1 pseudogene (cut by a window edge) is annotated in these 20,090 nt (G+C 63.9%); it reads left to right on the forward strand.

From position 1 onward, the window contains the following. Positions 1–20,090: pseudogene (locus tag G6N42_RS31360) on the forward strand (non-ribosomal peptide synthase/polyketide synthase) (its annotated part continues 7,788 nt past the right edge of the window); the annotation flags it as partial.

Here is a 20,090-nt window from a genome sequence, read left to right on the forward strand (position 1 = left end):
ATGGATCTCGATGACCGCGCACTTCCGCTTACGCGGGCACAATTAGATATCTGGCTTGCGCAGGAAACCGGTCGCTCCGGTACAGAGTGGCAGGTCGGTCTCCTCGTGAGAATCGAGGGCTCGGTAGAACACGATGTCCTTGAGTGGGCCATCCGCCGTGTAGTGCAAGAAGCCGAACCTTTGAGGATTTCCTGCTTCGAGGAGAACGGGCAGGTTTTCCAAAAGCCCTTTGACTATCCGGACGTTGAGCTCGCGTTCTACGATTTGAGCGGCTCGCGCCATGCCGTGCAAGACGCCCACGAGATGGCCTCGGCAATCCAACGCACCCCGATGCGACTGACCGGCCCGCTTTTCAAATTTGCGCTATTCCACACGGGTTTCGAGGAATTCTATCTGTTCGCGTGTCTGCACCACATAGTGGTGGACGGAGCCGGCATTGCGATGGTCGGCCAGCGTATTGCGGCGGTGTACTCCGCGATAGTTTCTGGCGAGCCCATCCCTCCCGCCTTCTTCGGGTCGTTGAAGGAATTCGTGGACTGCGAGCTCGACTACGAAGCGTCCTCGGATTATGACGCCGATGAGGCGTACTGGACTAAGAATCTGCCGCCGGCAAGTGAGCCCCATTCTCGGTTGCCAGAAGCCGTGGCCGAGCGGGACGCTCATCAATTCTCTGCCCCAGTGCAATTAGACCAGGTGGTCCTTCGACGAGTTGAAGAGCTGTCCCACATTTGGAACATGCCCCGCTCGTCGGTGCTCACCGCCGCGTGCGCGCTGATGGTGCGAGGGCGCAGCGGTGAGGGCTCGGAGGTCGTGCTCGACTTTCCGGTCAGCCGGCGAGTGCTTCCAGAATCTAAAACGCTGCCGGCGATGGTTGCCGGCGTTGTGCCGCTGGTGTTGAAGGTTTCGCCAGGATCGACCGTTTCCGAATTCTGTGAACACGTAGATAACCGCCTACGGGAAGCGCTGCAGCATCAGCGGTTTCCTGTAGAAGCCCTCGCGCGCCGTACCCATACGACCCACGTAGGACAGCTGGCCGAGAGAGTGGCCGTCGATTTCTTTCCGACGGCATTCGCTTTGGACTTCGGTGGTATCGCGGCATCCGCGACGATGACGAATTCCGGTCTGCCCGGAAGGTTCGGGTTGGTCTTCTCCGGAGTCGGTGACCAGCTGTTTTTGAGCACGTTGGGGGTAGGCCAGACATTCGCGGATCTCGATGCCGCTGAACTGGCGGCGCGGTTGCAGCGGGTGCTGATGGCGATGACCTCCGATCCCGCGAGGCGGTTGTCGTCGTTGGATGTGCTTGATGCAGCTGAGCAGGCTCAGTTGTGGGAGTGGGGAAACCGGGCGGTGCTTGCCCGACCTGCCGATCAGCTGCTGTCGATTCCGGACTTGTTTGGCACACAGGTAGCGGCGGCACCGGACGCCGTCGCTCTGGTCTGTGGAGAGCGCTCATGGACTTACCGGGAACTGGATGAGGCGGCGAACCGCATGTCGCATCTGCTGGCGGGCCACGGCGTCGGCCCGGGTGCGTGTGTCGCATTGCAGTTTTCCCGGTCCGCCGAGGCGATCATGTCGATGTTGGCGGTATTGAAAACCGGAGCGGCCTATCTGCCCATAGACCCGGCGGTGCCTATATCGCGGATGCAATTCATGATCGGCGATGCCGCACCAATGGCCGTGATCACGACCGCAGCCTTGGCTGATCGACTGGACGGTTGCGATCTTCGGGTCCTCGATGTCAACGACCCCCGCATCGACAATCAGCCCAGCACCGCATTGCCGGCACCGGCCGCCGACGATCTCGCCTACATCATCTACACCTCCGGTACCACGGGTGTCCCCAAGGGGGTGGCGATCACCCATCACAACGTCAGCCAGCTGATGGCTTCACTGGATGCCACGTGCCTGCCGCAGGGTGCAGGACAGGTTTGGTCTCAGTGGCACTCCTATAGTTTCGACATCTCCGGCTGGGAGATCTTCGGTGCACTTCTGCGCGGCGGTCGGCTTGTGGTGGTGCCCGAAACGGTGGCGAGCTCCCCGGAGAAGTTTCGCGCCTTGCTCGTGACCGAAAAGGTCAGCGTGCTGAGCCAAACCCCGTCCGCCGTCGGAATGCTCTCACCGGAGGGTCTCGAATCAGTCGCACTCTTGGTGGGCGGAGAGGCATGCCCGGCCGATGTGGTGGATCGGTGGGCGCCCGAACGGGTAATGATCAACGAATATGGGCCGACGGAGACCACGATGTGGGTGGCGCTAAGTGCGCCGCTGACCGTTGGCTCGGGTGCACCTCCGATCGGCTCGCCGCTGCCGGGCACGGCATTGTTCGTACTCGATGCGTGGTTGCGGCCCGTGCCGACAGGCGTCATAGGCGAGTTGTACGTAGCCGGCGCCAACGTCGGGTGCGGTTACTGGCGACGCTCCGGCTTGACCGCATCGCGTTTTGTGGCGTGTCCGTTCGGCGCTCCCGGGGCGCGGATGTATCGCACCGGCGATCTGGTGTGCTGGGGCATTGACGGACAGTTGCAGTATCTGGGCCGAGCCGACGAGCAGGTCAAGATCCGCGGCCATCGCATCGAGCTTGGTGAAATCCAGAGCGTCCTGGCAGAAGTGGACGGGGTGGACCAGGCCGTCGTGGTGGCCCGCGAAGACCGTCCCGGTGGCAAGCGGCTGGTTGGCTACATCACCGGCTCCGCGAATCCGGCAGAGGTCCGTTCCGTGCTAGCCGAACGACTGCCCAACTACATGGTCCCAGCCACGGTCGTGGTGCTGGACATCCTGCCCTTGACGGTGAATGGCAAGCTGGATAAGCGGGCCTTGCCAGTACCCGAATATGATGCCGACAAGTACCGGGCTCCGGCCAACTCCGTCGAAGAGATTCTGGTCGGCATCTACGCCCAGGTACTGGGACTGGAGAGAGTGGGGGTCGACGACTCGTTCTTTGAGCTAGGCGGGGATTCGCTATCGGCGATGCGTCTTATCGCGGCGATCAACGAAGGTCTGGATGCCCACCTGTCGATACGCAGCGTGTTCGAGGCGCCTACGGTAGCCGAGCTGGCCGTCCATCTGGGTACGGGCGAGGATCTTCTTGAGCCGCTGGTGCCGGTCGAGCGGCCGTCGGTGGTTCCGTTGTCGTTTGCGCAGAGCCGGTTGTGGTTCATCGATCAGTTGCACGGGCCCTCGCCGGTCTACAACATGCCGGTGGCGTTGCGGCTTGACGGGCGGTTGGATGTCGAGGCGTTGGGTGCGGCGCTGGGTGATGTGGTGGGCCGCCATGAGAGTTTGCGCACGCTGTTCGCGGCGCCTGAGGGGTTGCCGCATCAGGTGGTGGTCCCTGCGGAGGGGGCCGACTTCGGCTGGGAGGTTGTTGATGCCACTGGCTGGTCGGCGGGCCGGCTGCAGGAGGCCATCGGCGCGGTGGTGGGTCACTTGTTCGACTTGGCGACCGAAATCCCTTTGCGGGCAAAGCTTTTCCGTGTCGATGAGTCGGCTCATGTGTTGGTGGCGGTAGTTCATCATATCGCTGCTGATGGGTGGTCTATCACTCCGTTGGTGCAGGATCTGGGTGTGGCGTATGCCCACCGGTGTGCCGGGCAGGCGCCGGATTGGGCGCCATTGCCCGTGCAGTATGTCGATTACACGTTGTGGCAGCGGACCGAGCTAGGCGATCTCGACGATGCCGAAAGCCCGATTGCCGCGCAGGTGGCGTATTGGGACGATGCGCTGGCTGGGTTGCCTGAGCGGTTGCAGCTGCCCACGGATCGGCCTTATCCCGCGGAGGCTGATTATCGCGGGGCGACTGTGGCGGTGGACTGGCCTGCAGAGTTGCAGCGGCGGATGCGTGAGGTGGCCGGCGAATACGACGCGACCACTTTCATGGTGATGCAGGCCGCGTTGGCGGTGCTGTTGTCGAAGGTCAGTGCCAGTTCGGATGTGGCGGTGGGCTTCCCGATCGCTGGGCGGCGTGATTCGGCACTTGATGAACTAGTCGGTTTCTTCGTCAACACCTTGGTGTTGCGGGTGGATCTTGACGGTGATCCCACGGTAGGTGAGGTGTTGGCCCAGGTGCGTCAGCGCAGCCTGGAGGCTTACGAGCATCAGGATGTGCCGTTCGAGGTGTTGGTGGAGCGGCTTAACCCGACCCGCTCGTTGGCCCATCATCCTTTGGTGCAGGTGGTCTTGGCCTGGCAGAACTGGCAACTCGACGATCCGACGACGGGGCTGGCCCTGGGTGACGTCCAGGCTGCGCCACTTCCGGTCGATTCTCGAACCGCGCGAATGGATCTGACATTCTCGTTGGCTGAGCGCTGGACCGAGGGTGGTGAGCCGGCCGGCATCGGTGGTGGGGTGGAGTTCCGCACCGATGTGTTCGATGCCGGCAGTGTTGAGGCGTTGATCGCGCGGTTGCGCCGGGTGTTGGTAGCGATGACCGCCGATCCGTCACGGCGGTTGTCGTCGGTGGATGTGTTGGATGCCGGTGAGCGCGCCCGCCTGCAGGAGTGGGGCAACCGGGCGGTGTTGACGCGGCCAGGATCGGCTGCGGTGTCGATTCCGGCGGTGTTTGCTGAACAGGTGGCGCATACGCCGGAGGCGGTGGCGTTGACGTGTGCTGGCCGCTCGATGACCTATCGCGAGTTGGATGCGGCGTCGAATCGGTTGGCCCATGTGTTGGTCGAGCGGGGTGCGGGTCCGGGACAGTCTGTGGCGCTGTTGGTTCCGCGGTCTGCTGAGGCGATTGTGTCGATCCTCGCGGTGCTCAAGACGGGGGCGGCGTATCTGCCGTTTGATCCGGCGGTGCCTACGGCGCGGTTGGAGTTCATGCTCGCCGATGCCGAGCCGGCCGCGGCGGTTACGACGGCGGGGCTGCGCTCGCGGTTGGACGGGTCAGGCGTCTCGGTCATCGACCTTGATGACCGGGTCGCGGAGAGCTATCCAGGCACGGCGGTGCCTCTGCCGGCGGCTGACGAGATTGCCTACATCATCTACACCTCCGGTACGACGGGTGTGCCCAAGGGTGTGGCGGTTACGCACGGCAATGTGACTCAGGTATTGGAGTCGTTGCCCGTCGATCTGCCGGCGGGACCGGGCCAGGTGTGGTCGCAGTGGCACTCGTTGGTGTTCGACGTCTCGGTGTGGGAGATTTTCGGTGCCCTGTTACATGGGAGCCGGTTGGTGATCGTGCCCGAGTCGGTGGCGGGGTCGCCCGACGATCTGCACCAGCTGTTGGTGGCCGAGCAAGTCAGCGTCGTGTACCAAACCCCTTCTGCGGTGGGGATGCTCTCGCCGGAGGGTCTGGAAGGCGCGGCGTTGGTGGTGGCCGGTGAGGCGTGCCCGGCCGAGGTGATGGATCGGTGGGCGCCGGGTCGGGTGATGATCAACGCGTACGGTCCGACCGAGGCCACGATTTATGCGGCGATCAGTGCGCCGTTGGCTGCAGGCTCGGGTGTGGTGCCGATCGGCTCGCCGCTGCCCAAGACGGCTACCTTTGTTCTCGATGAGTGGTTGCGCCCGGTGCCTGCCGGGGTGGTCGGCGAGTTGTATCTGGCGGGTCGTGGTGTAGCGATCGGGTATGTACACCGGGCCGGGTTGACGTCGTCGCGGTTTGTGGCGTGTCCGTTCGGGGGTCCTGGGGCTCGGATGTATCGCACCGGTGATCTGGTGTGTTGGGGCGCTGATGGGCAGTTGCGGTATCTGGGTCGTGCTGATGAGCAGGTCAAGATCCGCGGGTATCGCATCGAGTTGGGTGAGGTTCAAGCAGCGCTTGCCCGCTGTGCTGGGGTGGAGCAGGCGGTGGTGGTCGCTCGCGAGGACCGTCCCGGTGATAAGCGGTTGGTGGGTTATGTGACCGGGGCTGCTGATGTGGCCGGGATGCGTGCTGCGTTGGCGGAGCGGTTGCCGGCGTATATGGTTCCCGCGGCGGTGGTGGCCATCGATGCGCTGCCGTTGACGGTCAATGGCAAGCTCGACAGGCGGGCGCTGCCGGCGCCGGAGTACCGCGACGATGGTGGGTATCGGGCTCCTGGCGATGCCATCGAGGAGATCCTGGCCGGAATTTATGCCCAGGTGCTGGGTTTAGAGCGGGTCGGGGTCGACGACTCGTTCTTCGAACTCGGCGGTGACAGCATTCTGTCGATGCAGGTGGTGTCTCGGGCCCGCGCTGCTGGCGTACGGTGCCGCCCGCGCGACATTTTCGTAGAGCAGACGGTCTCTCAACTTGCCCGGGTGGCCGTGGTGGCCGACGGTGCAGAGGGCGTGATCGACGAGGGTCTCGGTCTTGTCGTCGCGACGCCGATCATGCGGTGGCTCAAGGGCATGGACGGCCCAGTCGATCAGTTCAACCAGACGGTCGTGGTGCAGGCCCCCGCCGGTGCGACCGAAGCCGATGTGCTCGTGCTCCTGCAGGCGTTGCTGGACAGGCATGCCATGTTGCGGGCGCGCGTGGATGATGACGACGCCGCAGGCTGGTCGTTGACGGTAGCCGCGCCCGATTCCGTCGATGCGCAGAAGTACTTGCATTCCGTCGATGCGCTGTCGGACGAGGCGATCGTGGCCGCACGTCTAAGCCTCAACCCGGCTGACGGAGCCATGCTGTCGGCGGTATGGGCGGCTTCGACCCGACAGCTGGTGTTGATCGTTCATCACCTGGCCGTCGACGGGGTGTCGTGGCGAATCTTGCTCGAGGACCTCAACATCGCATGGGCGCAGCATCACAACGGCCAGGGGATCGCCCTGCCCGTCGGTGGCACGTCGTTTGCGCGATGGTCATCGCTGCTGGCTGAGCATGCACAGTCGACTGCGGCGACAGAGCTGGCCGCCACCTGGCGGAAAGTGGCGGCAGTCCCCCCTGCACTGCCGGCCGTACAACCCGAGATCGATACATACGCCAACTCGGGAAACTTGTCGGTCTCGCTGGACGACGAGACAACACGCCTGTTGCTCGGTGAGGTGCCGGCAGCGTTCCATGCCGGCGTGCAAGATATCTTGCTGATCGCGTTTGGGTTGGCGTGGTCGGAGTTCCTTGGCACCCGCGGAGAACCGATCGGTATCGACGTAGAGGGTCACGGCCGTGGTGACGATCTGGCATCTGACGTCGATCTGTCACGCACGGTCGGATGGTTCACCGCCAAATATCCGGTGTCTTTGGCGCTTGGTGGTCTTTCGTGGTCCCAGGTGACCGCCGGGGACGTAGCACTCGGCCGAGTCATCAAAGATGCCAAAGAACAATTGCATGCTCTACCTGATGGGTTGACGTACGGTCTACTGCGCTATCTGAATACGAATAGTGATGTCGCCGAAGCTGATCCGGCGATCGGCTTCAACTACCTTGGCCGTCTTGGCAGCGGAAACGCCGACCTATCCGACGATCTGTGGAGCCTCGACCCCGATGGTGCGGCAATCAGCGCGGTAGCGACGGCGGTTTCGATACCGTTGGCGCACACCGTTGAGCTCAATGCCGCCACTCTGGAAAGTGGGTCGGGGACTCACCTACATGCGACGTGGACTTGGGCACTTTCGGCGCTGAACCAGGGCCAGATCGGCCGGATCAGCCAGCTGTGGTTCGAGGCACTTGCCGGTATCTGTGCGCACGTCGGACAAAGTGGCGGTGGCCTGACCCCATCAGATATCGCGCCCGCAAAGCTCACCCAGCCGCAAATCGACGAACTCGAGCGGCAGTACCGGATATCTGACGTACTACCGCTGTCCCCCGTCCAGCAGGGGCTGTTGTTCCATTCCGGAACTGCGCGCGACTCAGGCGATTCCAGTGATGTGTATGCCGTGCAGCTGGACATTTCGTTGAGCGGCCCGGTCGAACCACATAGGCTGCATGACGCGGTGCAGACGGTGATAAATCGGCATCCGAATCTCGCGGCGCGATTCTGCGAAGAGTTCGACGAGCCGGTGCAGATCATCCCCGCGGACCCGGTGGCGGAGTGGCGGTATATCGAGCTGGATTCCGCTGGGGGCGATGTCGAGGAACAAGTTCAGCGGGTCTGTGCTTCTGAACGTGCTGGGGTCCTGGACCTCGCCGACCAGTCGCCCTTCCGGGTGGCTCTCGTCCGTGTCGCACCACACGGTTACCGGTTCGTGCTCACCAATCACCACATCGTGGTGGACGGTTGGTCGCTGTCGATTCTCCTGCAGGAAATCTTCGCCAGCTACTACGGGCAGCGGTTGCCCGCCGTGACGCCTTATCGCCGATTTGTGAATTGGCTGGCCGACCGGGACCGAGATGCCGCCCTGGCGGCGTGGGGTGCGATGCTCTTCGGTTTCGATACCCCCGCTTTGGTTGGTTCGCCGAATCGGTTGGCGCATGGACAAAGAGGCGCGCAAACGTTCCTGGTGCCGGAGGAGACCACGCGGGCGCTTGGCGAGTTGGCGCGGATGCACCGCACCACGGTCAGCACCGTGTTGGAGGGTGCATGGGCGCTGCTGTTGACGTGGCTTACCGGTCAGCATGACGTCGCTTTCGGCGTCACGGTTTCGGGTCGGCCGACAGAGGTGGCGGGCGCGGACTCGATCGTGGGCTTGTTGATCAACACCGTGCCGGTGCGGGCGAATATCACGCCGGCAACCACTATCGCCGATCTGCTAGACCAGCTACAGAGCGCTCACAACGACACTCTCGAGCACCAGCATCTAGCGCTACGTGAGATCCACCGTGTGAGCGGGCACGATCAGTTGTTCGATACGCTGTTCGCGTACGAAAATTATCCGATCGAGACCGGCACACCGTTGGGAGACGACGGGTTGGCGATTACCGAGGTCAGCAATCGTGAGTTCAACCATTACCCTCTAGCGGTGCAGGTCACGCCTGGCGCCGAGCTGAGTATTCGCGTGGAGTTCGATACTGACGTGTTTGGTGCGGGGAGAATCGAAGCACTGATCGACCGGATGCAACGGGTCTTGGCGGCCATCACCGCCGACCTGGAGCGGCGGTCGTGACCGGCGGTTCTTCGAGGCCTCTGCTTTCGATCGACCTGCTGAACGGTGGCGAGCACGCCCAGCTCGATGAATGGGGCAACCGGGCGGTACTGACCCGGCCCGCGCGCCCGTCGGAATCGATTCCGGCGTTGTTCGCTGCGCAGGCGAAGCGCACACCTGACGCGGTGGCGCTGACGTTCGAAGGCCGCTCGATGACGTACCGCGAGCTGGATGACGCGGCCAATCGGTTGGCGCGGCTGTTGATTGACGAAGGGGCCCGCCCCGGTCAGCGCGTTGCGCTGCTGTTCGCTCGGTCGACCGAGGCGATTGTGGCAATCCTTGCGGTGCTCAAGACGGGGTCGGCCTATCTCCCGATCGACCCCTCGGTGCCAGCGGCTCGGATCGAATTCCTGGTTGGCGATGCCGCGCCGATGGCCGCGCTGACCACCGTCGCGTTAGCGGATCGACTAGCAGGCTGTGACGTGCGGCTCATCGATGTCGACGACCCTCGCATCCGCACGTACTCGAGCGCCGGTCTGCCGGCTCCGGCGGCCGATGACATCGCTTATCTCATCTACACCTCTGGCACTACCGGTGTGCCCAAGGGCGTCGCCATCTCCCACCACAACGTGGTTCAGCTGATGGAGTCCCTGGCCGCCAAGCTGCGAATGGCGGATCAGGTGTGGTCACAATGGCATTCGCTGGCGTTCGACGTTTCGGTATGTGAGGTTTGGGGTGCTCTTTTGCACGGCGGCCGACTCGTGGTGGTACCCGAACTGGTGGCGCGCGCACCGGAAGAGTTTCACGCATTGCTGGTGACTGAACGCGTCACCGTGCTGAGCCAGACGCCATCGGCGTTCTACGCGTTGCAAACGGTCGATACTTTGCAGCCCGAAATGGCGCGTGAGCTGAAGCTCGAGACGGTGATCTTCGCCGGTGAAGCTTTGGAGCCACATCGTCTCGGCAAGTGGATGGACAATCACCCCCAGAAGCCACGCCTGATCAACATGTACGGCACCACCGAGACGACTGTGCATGCCTCATTTCGCGAGATCGTCGCAGGCGACGCCGACGGCACGGTAAGCCCTGTCGGGGTGCCGCTGGCGAATCTCGCCTTCTTTGTGCTGGACAAGTGGCTGCGCCCGGTCTCGCCAGGTGTAGTCGGTGACTTGTATGTGGCGGGTGCGGGGTCAGGGTATGGCTATGTCGGCCGGGCCGGGCTGACCGCATCGCGATTCGTGGCGTGCCCCTTCGGCGGGCCGGGTGCACGTATGTATCGCACTGGAGACCTAGTGCGCTGGAACGCCGATGGCCAGTTGGAGTATTTGGGACGCGGCGACGACCAGGTTAAGATCCGCGGATATCGCATCGAGCTGGGTGAGGTTCAAGCCGCACTTGCCGGCTGTGACGGGGTAGAGCAGGCGGTGGTGATCGCCCGCGAAGACCGTCCCGGCGACAAGCGCCTAGTGGGTTACGTCACCGGTACCGCCGACCCCGCCGCCATGCGGACCGCCCTCGCCGAGCGACTGCCGGCGTATATGGTCCCAGTTGCTTTTGTGGTGCTCGATGCATTGCCATTGACGGTCAACGGAAAGCTCGACAAAAAGGCCCTGCCAGCGCCCGAGTTCCGGGATACGGAGCACTATCGCGCGCCGGCGGGGGTGGTCGAAGAGATCCTCGCCGGTATCTATGCCCAGGTGCTTGGGATCGACCGGGTTGGCGCTGACGACTCATTCTTCGAGCTCGGCGGCGACAGCATTCTGTCGATGCAGGTAGCGGCGCGAGCACGGGCGGCTGGCGTGCGGTGTCGGCCGCGCGATATTTTCGTCGAGCAGACCGTGGCCCGATTGGCCGGTGTCGCGGAGCTGACCGACGGTGCAGGCATCGTGGCCGATGACGGTGTCGGGACGGTCGTGGCCACTCCGATCATGCGATGGCTGCAGAAGGTGAACGGTCCGGTTGACCAGTTCAATCAGACGGTTGTGATCGAGGCCCCCGCTGGCGTTACCGAAACCGATGTCGTGGCGTTGTTACAGGCCTTGCTCGACCGCCACGGCATGCTGCGAGCACGAGTCGATGACGACGGCTCCGGTGCGTGGTCGTTGACAGTGCCCGAGGTGGGATCGGTGCGTGCCGACGGATGCCTGAAAGCGGTCGAGGCGCTCTCCGATGAAGCGCTGGTGGAGGCGCGATCGCGACTCAACCCGGCCGAGGGAGTGATGCTCAGCGCGCTATGGTCAACCGCCGCAAACCAATTGGCGCTGATCATCCACCATCTCGCCGTCGATGGGGTGTCATGGCGGGTCTTGCAGGACGATCTCAATCTCGCCTGGACGCAACACCGAAACGGGCAGCCTCCGGCGTTGCCGGCGGGCGGTACGTCGTTCGCCCGTTGGTCGGCGCTATTGGCTGAGTATGCACACGAACCACAGGTGGTGGAGCAGGCCGAGCTATGGCGGCAGGTGGCAGCGGCACCGGCGGTATTGCCTGCGGTGCGTCCCGAAACGGATACCTATATCAGCGCCGAGCACCTGTCGGCGGAATTGGACTTCGAGACGACCCGGATGCTGCTGGGTGAGGTGCCAGCCGCATTCCGCACCGGTGTGCATGACATCTTGTTGATCGCGTTCGGATTGGCCGTGGCCGAGTTCTTGGGCGATCATGACGGGCCGATTGGTATCGGTGTCGAGGGCCACGGGCGCCACGAGGAGTTGCGCACCGATGTCGACTTGTCCCGCACAGTCGGATGGTTCACCGCCAAGTATCCGGTGTCGTTGGCCGTCGGCGGACTGTCGTGGAAGCAGGTGGTTGCTGGTGAGCCTGTCCTCGGACCGGTGATCAAAGAAGCCAAAGAGCGCCTACTATCCCTCGCCGATGGCTTGACCTACGGCGTGCTGCGGTACCTAAATCCCGATGTTGACCTGGACGGCGACGACCCGCCGATCGGGTTCAACTATCTGGGGCGCCTGGGCGGGCCCGCCGAACTCTCCGACGATCTTTGGCGAATCGGCCAAGAGGGCTTGTCATCGACCGGCGCGGCCGCTGCGGCGGTGCCTATGCCGCTGATGCACACGGTGGAGCTCAACGCCGTCACCCTCGACACCGACGGCGGCCCACAACTGAACGCCAATTGGACGTGGGCGCCTTCGTCCTTGGATCGCCACCAGGTAAGCCGACTGAGTCAGCTGTGGTTCGAAGCACTAGGCGGTATCTGCGCACACGTGCTTGCGGGTGGAGGCGGTCTTTCGCCGTCCGATATCAGGCCCGCACGATTGAGCCAACAGCAAATCGATGAGCTGTGCCGGGAGAACGAGGTCGCGGATGTGCTGCCGCTGACTCCCGTGCAGCAGGGCTTGCTGTTTCACGCGAGGACCGCGCAGGCGGGCGATAACGGCGTGTATGCGGTGCAGCTCGCGATCGGTGTAGACGGTCCGCTCGACCAGCACCGCTTGCGCGAGGCGGTGCACACCGTTGTCGACCGGCACCCCAACCTCGCGGCGCGGTTCCACTCCGAGTTCGACGAGCCCGTCCAGATCATCCCGAACCGTCCCGCGCCCGCCTGGCGGTATATCGAACTTGACACCGCTGGTTCGAGCGACGAGGACAAGGTTCAGGGAGTGTGCGCCGCCGAACGCGAAGCGGTCTGCGATCTCGACCACCCGCCTCTCGTTCGAGCCGCCGTGATTCGCACGGCAGAAAATCGCCATCAGTGTGTCTTCACGTTTCACCACGTGGTGGTGGATGGCTGGTCACTACCCATCTTTCTGCAAGAGGTCTTTGCCACCTACTACGGGCAACGGCTACCCGCGCCGGCGTCGTATCGCAGTTTTCACACCTGGCTGGCCGACCGAGACATGGATGCCGCCCGCGCCGCTTGGCGCGAGGTACTCGCCGGCTTCGACACCCCTACTTTCGTTGGACCGCGCGGCCGCTTGGAACTCGGGCAGCGGGCAGTCGCATCCTTCCGCGTGCCAGAAGCGACCACGCAGGCGCTTGGGGATTTGGCACGCGCGCAGCGCACCACGGTCAACACCGTGCTACAGGGCGCATGGGCACAATTGCTGACCACGCTGACTGGCCAGCAAGACGTAGCCTTCGGTGTTGCGCTCTCGGGTAGGCCGGCTGAACTGAACGGCGCGGACTCGATAGTGGGCCTGTTGATCAACACCGTGCCGGTGCGGGCGAACATTACGACGACAACAACCACCGCTGACCTGCTCGAGCAGCTACAACGTGGTTATACCGGCACTCTCGAGCACCAGCACCTGGCGCTGAACGAGATTCATCGGATCAGCGGCCACGAGCAGTTGTTCGACACCCTTTTCGTCTATGAGAACTACCCGGTCGGCAAGGCCGCGTTGTCGGGAGACGACGGGTTGACGATCACCGACGTCAACAGCCGCGAGTTCAACCACTACCCGCTCGCGATTATGGTCCTGCCAGGCGCTGAACTCGCGCTGCGCGTGGAGTTCGACAGTGATGTGTTCGATGCGGCCAGTGTTGAGGCGTTGATCGAGCGGTTGCGGCGGGTGTTGGATTGGATGGTCGCCGACCCTGGACGGCGGGTGTCGTCACTGGATGTGCTCAAGGCGAGTGAGCATGCTCGGTTGCAGGAGTGGGGCAACCGGGCGGTGTTGACGCGGCCAGGATCGGCTGCGGTGTCGATTCCGGCGGTGTTTGCTGAACAGGTGGCGCATACGCCGGAGGCGGTGGCGTTGACGTGTGCTGGCCGCTCGATGACCTATCGCGAGCTGGATGCGGCGTCGAATCGGTTGGCCCATGTGTTGGTCGAGCGGGGTGCGGGTCCGGGACAGTCTGTGGCGCTTTTGGTTCCGCGGTCTGCTGAGGCGATTGTGTCGATCCTCGCGGTGCTCAAGACGGGGGCGGCCTATCTGCCGTTTGATCCGGCGGTGCCTACGGCGCGGTTGGAGTTCATGCTCGCCGATGCCGAGCCGGCCGCGGCGGTTACGACGGCGGGGCTGCGCTCGCGGTTGGACGGGTCTGGTATGTCGGTCATCGAAATAGATGATCCCGCGGTCGAACGCTATTCGGGTTCTGAAATGCCGGTGCCTGCCGCTGATGACATTGCGTATCTGATTTATACGTCTGGCACGACGGGTGTGCCCAAGGGTGTGGCGGTTACGCACGGCAATGTGACTCAGGTATTGGAGTCGTTGCCCGTCGATCTGCCGGCGGGACCGGGCCAAGTGTGGTCGCAATGGCATTCTCACAGCTTCGATGTCTCAGTGTGGGAGATTTTCGGTGCCCTGTTGCACGGGAGCCGGTTGGTGATCGTGCCCGAGTCGGTGGCGGGGTCGCCCGACGATCTGCACCAACTGTTGGTGGCCGAGAAGGTCAGCGTCCTGTATCAAACCCCCTCTGCGGCGAGGATGCTCCCGCCGGAGGGTTTGGAATCCATGGCGTTGGTGTTGGCGGGTGAGGCGTGTCCGGCCGAGGTGGTGGATCGGTGGGCGCCTGGTCGGGTGATGATCAACGCCTATGGTCCGACCGAGGCCACGATCTACGTATCTACGAGTGCGCCGTTGGCTGCGGGTTCGGGTGCGCCGCCGATTGGTTCGCCGCTGCGTGGAGCGGCGTTGTTTGTCTTGGACAACTGGTTGCGTCCGGTGCCTGCCGGGGTGGTCGGCGAGTTGTATGTGGCGGGCCGCCACGTCGCCGAAGGATATTGGCGCCGGGCTGGGTTGACGTCGTCGCGTTTTGTGGCGTGTCCGTTCGGGGGTCCCGGGGGGCGGATGTATCGGACCGGCGATTTGGTGTGTTGGGGCGCTGATGGGCAGTTGCGGTATTTGGGTCGTGCTGATGAGCAGGTCAAGATCCGCGGCTATCGGATCGAGTTGGGGGAAATTCAAACTGCACTGGCAGAACTAGGCGGTGTGGAGCAGGCAGTCGCGATCGCTCGCGAGGACCGTCCCGGTGATAAGCGGTTGGTGGGTTATGTGACCGGGACTGCTGATGTGACCGGGATGCGTGCTGCGTTGGCGGAGCGGTTGCCGGCGTATATGGTTCCCGCGGCGGTGGTGGCCATCGATGCGCTGCCGCTGACACCGAACGGCAAGCTCGACACCCGGGCGCTGCCGGCACCGGAGTACTCCGCGGGTGTTCACCGTCCGCCGTCCTCCGCGGTGGAGGAGATTCTGGTCGGCATCTTCGCTCAGGTGTTGGGTGTGGAGCGGGTGGGGGTCGACGACTCGTTCTTCGAGCTCGGTGGTGACAGCATTTCGGCGATGCGGGTGATCGCGGCGATCAACGCGGGCCTGGATTCCCATCTTGGGGTGCGCGTCTTGTTCGAGGCGCCGACGGTGGCTCAGCTGGCTCCGCTTATCGGTGCCGACGGGGATGGGTTCGAGCCGTTGGTGCCTGCTGTCCGGCCGTCGGTGGTTCCGTTGTCGTTTGCGCAGAGCCGGTTGTGGTTCATCGATCAGTTGCATGGGTCCTCGCCGGTCTACAACATGCCGGTGGCGTTGCGGCTTGACGGGCGGTTGGATGTCGGGCGTTGGGTGCGGCGCTGGGGGATGTGGTGGGCCGCCATGAGAGTTTGCGCACGCTGTTCGCGGCGCCTGAGGGGTTGCCGCATCAGGTGGTGGTCCCTGCGGAGGGGGCCGATTTCGGCTGGGAGGTTGTTGATGCCACTGGCTGGTCGGCGGGCCGGCTGCAGGAGGCCATCGGCGCGGTGGTGGGTCACTTGTTCGACTTGGCGACCGAAATCCCTTTGCGGGCAAAGCTTTTCCGTGTCGATGAGTCGGCTCATGTGTTGGTGGCGGTAGTTCATCATATCGCTGCTGATGGGTGGTCTATCACTCCGTTGGTGCAGGATCTGGGTGTGGCGTATGCCCACCGGTGTGCCGGGCAGGCGCCGGATTGGGCGCCATTGCCCGTGCAGTATGTCGATTACACGTTGTGGCAGCGCGCCCAGCTCGGCGATCTCGAGGACAGTCAGAGCCGCATCGCCGGCCAGTTGGCCTATTGGGAGAACGCCCTGGCTGGGTTGCCTGAGCGGTTGCAGCTGCCCACGGATCGGCCTTATCCCGCGGAGGCTGATTATCGCGGGGCGAATGTGGTGGTGGACTGGCCGGCGGAGTTGCAGCAGGACGTTGCCCGGGTTGCTCGCGAGCACAATGCAACCACTTTCATGGTGATGCAGGCCGCGTTGGCGGTGCTGTTGTCGAAGGTCAGTGCCAGTTCGGATGTGGCGGTGGGCTTCCCGATCGCTGGGCGGCGTGATTCGGCACTCGATGAGTTGATCGGGTCGTTCGTCAACACGTTGGTGTTGCGGGTGGATGTCGCGGGTGATCCGACGGTCGCGGAGGTGTTGGGCCAGGTGCGTCAGCGCAGCCTGGAGGCTTACGAGCATCAGGATGTGCCGTTCGAGGTGTTGGTGGAGCGGCTCCACCCGACCCGGTCGTTGGCCCATCATCCGTTGGTGCAGGTGATGCTGGCCTGGCAGAACTTTGCCGGGCAGAGAGACGCCACTGCGGGGTTGTCGTTGGGTGATGTGGAGGCGTCGGCGCTGGCGGCGGATACCCGTACCGCCAGGATGGATCTGTCGTTTTCGTTGGCTGAGCGTTGGACTGAGACCGGTGAGCCGGCGGGTATCGGTGGTGGGTGGAGTTCCGCACCGATGTGTTCGATGCCGGCAGTGTGGAGGCGTTGATCGGGCGGTTGCGCCGGGTGTTGGTGGCGATGACCGCCGATCCGTCGCGGCGGTTGTCGTCGGTGGATGTGTTGGATGTTGGTGAGCATGCCCGCCTGCAGCAGTGGGGTAATCGGGCGGTGTTGACGCGGCCGGTTTCGGCGGTGATGTCGATTCCGGCGGTGTTCGGTATGCAGGCGGCGCAGACGCCGGAGGCGGTGGCGTTGACCTTTGATGGTGGCGCGATGACCTATCGCGAGCTTGATGAGGCGGCGAATCGGTTGGCCCATGTGTTGGTCGAGCGGGGGGCTGGTCCGGGTCAGTGCGTGGCGGTGTTGGTGGAGCGTTCCGCGGTGGCCGTGGTGTCGATTATGGCGGTGCTCAAGACGGGGGCGGCGTATTTGCCGATGGACCCGGCGCATCCGTCGACGCGGATGCAGTTCATGCTTGGCGATGCCGCGCCGATCGCGGTGTTGACCACTGCGGCGTTGGCGGATCGGTTGGGCGGGTCGGGTCTGCCGATCATTGATGTCGAGGATGCCGGTATCCAGACCTATCCGGTTTCGGGTTTGGCGGTGCCGGCCCCTGATGAGATTGCTTACATCATTTACACCTCGGGCACCACGGGTGTGCCCAAGGGGGTGGCCATTACCCATCGCAATGTGGTGCGGCTGCTGGAGGTGTTGGACGGCGATCTGGATTTGTCGGCGGGGCAGGTGTGGACGCAGTGTCATTCGTTGGCCTTCGACTATTCGGTGTGGGAGATCTTCGGGGCGTTGCTGCACGGCGGGCGGCTGGTGGTGGTGCCCGATGCGGTAGTGCGGTCGCCAGAAGAGTTGCACGCGTTGCTGGTTGCCGAGCAGGTCAGTGTGTTGAGTCAGACGCCGTCGGCGTTTTATGCGTTGCAGACCGCTGATGCGTTGGCCCCCGAGCGGGGGAGTCGTCTCAACCTGCAGACGGTGGTGTTCGGTGGGGAAGCCCTTGAGCCCCAGCGTCTTCGGAGTTGGTTTGAGCACCATCCGGGGTTGCCGCGGATGGTCAACATGTATGGCATCACCGAGACGACGGTGCATGCGTCGTTCCGCGAGATCCTCGACAGTGACGTTGAGAGCAATATCAGCCCGATCGGGTGCCGCTGGCCCATCTCGGGTTCTTCGTGTTGGACAAGTGGTTACGTCCGGTGCCGGCCGGGGTGATCGGTGAGTTGTATGTCGCCGGTGGGGGGCTGGCGTGTGGGTATTTGCGGCGGTCGGATTTGACGGCGACGCGGTTTGTGGCGTGTCCGTTCGGCGGAGCCGGGGTGCGGATGTATCGCACCGGAGACCTGGCGTGCTGGAGCGCGGATGGAGAGCTGCAATATCTTGGACGCGCTGACGAGCAGGTCAAGATCCGCGGCTACCGCATCGAGCTCGGTGAGGTTCAGGCGGCGTTGTCGGCCCTTGACGGGGTGAAACAAGCGGTCGTGATCGCCCGTGAGGACCGGCCCGGGGACAAGCGGCTGGTCGGGTATATCACCGGCACCGCAGAAGCCTCGGCTACCCGCGCCAAGCTCGCTGAGCGTCTGCCGGCCTACATGGTTCCGGCCGCGGTGATGGCGATTGACACCCTGCCCCTGACGGTGAACGGAAAACTCGACAAACGCGCCCTGCCGGCACCGGAATACCAAGAAGTCGATCACTACCGCGCCCCGGGCAACTCCACCGAGGAGATCCTGGCCGGGATCTACGCCCAAGTCCTTGGACTAGAGCGAGTCGGAGTCGACGAATCCTTCTTCGAACTCGGCGGCGACTCGCTCTCTGCGATGCGGCTCATCGCGGCGATCAACACCGCCCTTGATGTCGACCTCGCGGTGCGCACGGTGTTCGAGGCGCCGACGGTCGCTCAGTTGGCGCCGCTTGTCGGTGTCGGCAGCGGCGGCCTCGAACCGCTGCACGCAGGTGTGCGCCCATCGGTAATTCCGTTGTCCTTTGCCCAGACCCGGCTGTGGTTCCTGGACCAGTTGCAGGGACCGTCACCGGTCTACAACCTGGCGGTGGCGCTGCGACTGGCCGGATATCTCGACGTCGAGGCGTTGGGCGCGGCACTGGCTGACCTAGTGGGCCGTCACGAGAGCTTGCGAACGATGTTCCCGGCGGTTGATGGGATGCCTCATCAGTTGATTGTGCCGGCCGACGATGCCGACTTTGGTTGGCGGATTGTCGATGCGACCGGCTGGTCGACCTCTGAGTTGGATGAAGGGGTCGGGAGCGCCGCGCAGCGCGCGATAGACCTAGCCACCGAAATCCCTCTGCGGGCCACGCTTTTCCGCGTCACCGCCGATGAACACATACTCGTTGCTGTGGTGCACCACATCGCAGCCGACGGTGTTTCGGTGGCGCCACTGGTGCGCGATTTGGGAGTGGCCTACGACAGTCGGTCTGCCGGTTCGGCGCCGGATTGGGCGCCGTTGGCGGTGCAGTATGCCGATTACACGCTGTGGCAGCGCGCGCAGCTCGGTGATTTCAGCGATGTCGACAGCCGCATCGCCGCGCAGCTGGTGTATTGGCAGGGCGCGCTGGCGGGAATGCCCGAGCGACTGCAACTGCCAACAGATCGGCCCTACCCGCCGGTTGCCGATCAACGCGGCGCCGCTGTGGCCGTTGACTGGTCGGCCGAGCTGCAGCAGCGGGTGAGCGCTGTGGCTCGCGAGCACGGTGCGACCAGCTTCATGGTGGTTCAAGCCGCCCTCGCGGTTCTGCTTGCGGCACACAGCTCCAGCACCGACATCGCGGTCGGCTTCCCGATCGCCGGGCGGCGTGATCCCGCACTCGACGATCTCGTTGGGTTCTTTGTCAACACGTTGGTGCTACGAGTCGATTTGGCGGGGGATCCCACCGTCGCTGACCTGTTCGCCCAAGTGCGTCACCGCAGCCTGGCAGCATACGAGCATCAGGATGTGCCCTTTGAGATGCTCGTCGAGCGACTCAATCCGACTCGATCGCTGGCCCATCACCCACTCGTTCAGGTGATGCTGGCCTGGCAGAACCAGCAGGACAATGATCCGGTTGCCGGACTCGCCCTGGGTGAGCTGCAAGTCGCGTCGGTGCCCGTCGACCTTCACACCGCCCGCTTGGATCTGGCGTTTTCATTGACTGAACGCTGGAACCCGAACGGTGAGCCTGCCGGAATCGGTGGGAGCGTGCAGTTCCGCACAGACGTGTTCGATGCGGCCAGCATCGAGGCGTTGATCGAGCGGTTGCGGCGGGTGTTGGATTGGATGGTCGCCGACCCTGGACGGCGGGTGTCGTCACTGGATGTGCTCAAGGCGAGTGAGCATGCTCGGTTGGACGGGCTGGGTAATCGCGCGGTACTGACCGCGGAAGCCCCTGCCGCGGTGTCGATTCCGGCCTTGTTTGCCAAGCACGTGGCGCAGACCCCGGATGCAGCGGCGTTGAGCTTTGGCGCTCGTTCATTGACCTATCGCGAGCTGGACGCGGCGTCGAATCGGTTGGCGAACCTGCTAATCGATCGAGGGGTCGGCGCG

The sequence above is a fragment of the Mycobacterium gallinarum genome (assembly GCF_010726765.1).
In the GTDB taxonomy this organism is placed as follows: Bacteria; Actinomycetota; Actinomycetes; order Mycobacteriales; family Mycobacteriaceae; genus Mycobacterium; species Mycobacterium gallinarum.